Source organism: Actinoplanes sp. ATCC 53533 (genome assembly GCF_003947245.1).
Genome location: NZ_QHHV01000662.1, coordinates 1 through 653 on the forward strand (window position 1 = coordinate 1; position 653 = coordinate 653).

At 65.8% G+C, this 653-nt stretch carries 1 protein-coding gene; it reads right to left on the reverse strand.

Annotation, left to right across the window (positions count from 1 at the left end; all coding sequences use genetic code 11):
- Positions 1 to 653: cytosine permease (locus tag DMB66_RS60520; RefSeq protein WP_199753340.1), on the reverse strand; the 653-nt coding region annotated here is incomplete at both ends.

The following is a 653-nucleotide window of genomic DNA, read 5'->3' on the forward strand; positions in this document are numbered from 1 at the left end:
GGAGAAGTCGAACGCCGGCGAGATGAAGTTCGCGACGATGTTGATGCCGATGGTGGCGATCGTGAAGGTCAGCGCGCCGAGCACGATGGCGAAGGTGCTGTCGATGCGGGCCACCGTGGTCACCGGGTCGGTGATGAGCTCGCCGAAGACCGGGATGGTCAGCGACGAGGTGACCACGACCAGGATCGAGAACGCCAGGAAGTTCACCGGCAGGCCGAGCAGGTTGCCGCGCTTGACCGCCCGGAACGACCTGCCGTACCGGGAGAAGTCCCCGAAGTTCAGCATCGGCCCGGAGAAGTACGAGACCACCAGGGCGATCGCGCCGAGCATGACCGGAACGGCGCTCAAGCCGGTGTAGCTGACCTCGCCCAGGTTCAGGTTGATGGCGCCCCAGCCGGCCTGGTAGATGAGGTAGCCGGTCAGCACGATCATGACGACGTAGACGGCCGGGCCGCAGAAGTCGATGAACTTGCGGATGGTCTCCATGCCGGTCCAGAAGACCGCCGCCTGCAGGACCCAGAGCAGGGCGTAGGTGCACCAGCCGAGCAGCGGCAGGCCGAGAAAGCCGTACCGGTCGACGTCCGCGTACGGCATCAGCGCGGGGAAGAGCTTGAGCACCACCACGTCGAGGGCGGCCGAGGCGAGATAGGTCT